The sequence below is a fragment of the Noviherbaspirillum sp. genome (assembly GCF_035654295.1).
Lineage (GTDB): Bacteria > Pseudomonadota > Gammaproteobacteria > Burkholderiales > Burkholderiaceae_D > Noviherbaspirillum.
In genome coordinates this window covers 1-2,020 of the sequence record NZ_DASRXF010000150.1, presented here as the reverse complement: position 1 = coordinate 2,020, position 2,020 = coordinate 1, and the positions used below count along the sequence as shown (strand labels likewise).

Sequence of the window (2,020 nt, the reverse complement as noted above, 5' to 3'; positions counted from 1 at the left end):
CGCGCCGCTGGGTGCGACGAATCCGGCGACCGGCACGGGCGAGGTCAGGATGGCCTTGATGATGGTGCGCATCGACGTATCGAGCCCGCCCGGCGTATCCATCTGCAGGACCACGAGCTGGCTGCCATCCTGGGCGGCACGAGCGATGCCGCGTGCAACGTAGTCCGCCGTCGCGGGGCCGATTGGGCCGTCTATCGTCAGCAACATGACAGGTGCGGGCGCCGCCCGGCACAGGCAGCAGAACAGCCAGAGTATTGCTGCCGTCAATGCCGAACTCAGCCCGCCTCGGCCGCCGCGTCGCATGCTTCGCTTGCTGCCGCCTGTGTGTGTTGGCAGCAGGAAGTCGCCTGTGTTCGCCACCATGCCCACCTCCCCAGGAATATGCGTTCAGGGTACGCAGGAGAAAAGCGCTGCCTCAAACCATCGAGCGTCTCGCGTCCACGGCCAGCCATGCCAAAGAGAATCCGAGGAAGCAGTGAACAGATGACAATTCGATGGAGACCGGGGTAAAAAATTCCTCTTGGCGGCCCGCCGTCGTAGTTATGGACTAACACGGACGCACTCACCCCGGCCCTCCGGGTCCTTACCGTGGAAGTTTGGGTGTTCGCATGGCAACGTTTTCATCGAAGTCCATGGTATCCATGTCGGTGTCCGACGCCACGGGTTGTCCAAAGAACTTAAGCCAGCCGAAACCGATGAGGCCGGCCGTCAGGGATGCCAGCAGGATTGCCGTCTTTGACGCATTGATGACTTCCGCCTGTCCGGCGAAGGCGAGATTGGTGATGAAGATCGACATCGTGAAGCCGATGCCGCCGAGCAGCCCCGCACCGAACACATGCCGCCAGCGCAAGTCGACCGGCAGCTTGCAAAGGCCGATTGCAACAGCGACAAAACTGAGCAGCGTGATTCCCAGCGGCTTGCCGATCACCAGGCCGGCAAGAATACCGAGGCTGTTCGCCGACGCGAGCTCCCGACTCCAGTCGGAGCCGATGATGATGCCGGTATTGGCGAGTGCGAAGACTGGCAGGATGATGAAGGCGACCGGGGTGTGCAGGAGATGCTCGAGCCGATGCGACGGCGATTCCTCGTCATCTTGCTTTGCTGAGAAGGGAATGGCGAACGCCAGAAGGACACCGGCAATGGTCGCGTGCACGCCCGACTTCAGCATCAGTACCCACATCACCGCGCCGCCCAGCAAGTAAGGCGCCAGGGCCATGACGCGCAGGAAGCGATTCATGCACACGAGCAGACCGAATACTGCTAACGCTGCCAGCAAATAAGCGAGCGACAGCTCTGCGGTATAAAAGAGCGCGATGACGATGATGGCGCCGAGATCATCCATGACCGCGAGAGCCGTGAGAAAAATCTTGAGCGAGGCCGGCACGCGGCTGCCGAGAAGCGCAAGGGCGCCCAACGCGAACGCGATATCCGTGGCCATCGGAATGCCGATTCCCGCCTGCGCGGGTGTTCCTCCGTTCAGGCCGAAATGGATGAGTGCCGGTATGCAAATGCCGCCGACTGCCGCAAAAATCGGGAGAAGGGCATTTCTGAAGTTGGATAGCTCGCCGTTGTACAACTCGCGCTCAAGTTCAAGACCGATCAACAGGAAAAAGATTGCCATGAGCGCGTCATTGACCCAGTGCTCGATGCTCAGTCCGCCCGCGCGCAGGTGCCAGACATCGAGGTAGGCGGGCCCGAGCGGGGAATTTGCGAGTAAAAGCGAGAAAACCGTGCAGATGATCAGCAGAATTCCTCCTGCCTTCTTCGATTCGAAGAACTGCTTGAAGGTGTTTGAAAGTTTCCTTTGGATAGCGGCCATTTTTTTGTCTTTCGTCCAGGACATGTTTTGATGATGGATGGTCGTTTCAGGTTTGTTGCTGGCTGTCTGCGGATTTCCGGCACGGTGCCGGACAGGAAGCGGGCGCCAGGCCCGGCGGAAGAATTACGGCCACCGCGCGTTTCCGCCCGGACCACAGATGTGGCGGGCGTGGCAGGCGTGGCGCTGGCAGCAGGGGCCAGG

At 60.6% G+C, this 2,020-nt stretch carries 1 protein-coding gene and 1 pseudogene; both read right to left on the bottom strand.

All coding sequences use genetic code 11. The features are described 5' to 3' along the window. Positions 1-303, bottom strand: a pseudogene (locus tag VFF99_RS14775) (nodulation protein NfeD); the annotation flags it as partial. A gap of 280 nt (positions 304-583) precedes the next feature. Further along, positions 584-1,819, bottom strand: coding sequence for a Na+/H+ antiporter NhaA (nhaA, locus tag VFF99_RS14770; RefSeq protein ID WP_325019166.1), 1,236 nt, complete (start codon positions 1,817-1,819; stop codon positions 584-586). Positions 1,820-2,020: the final 201 nt, after the last annotated feature.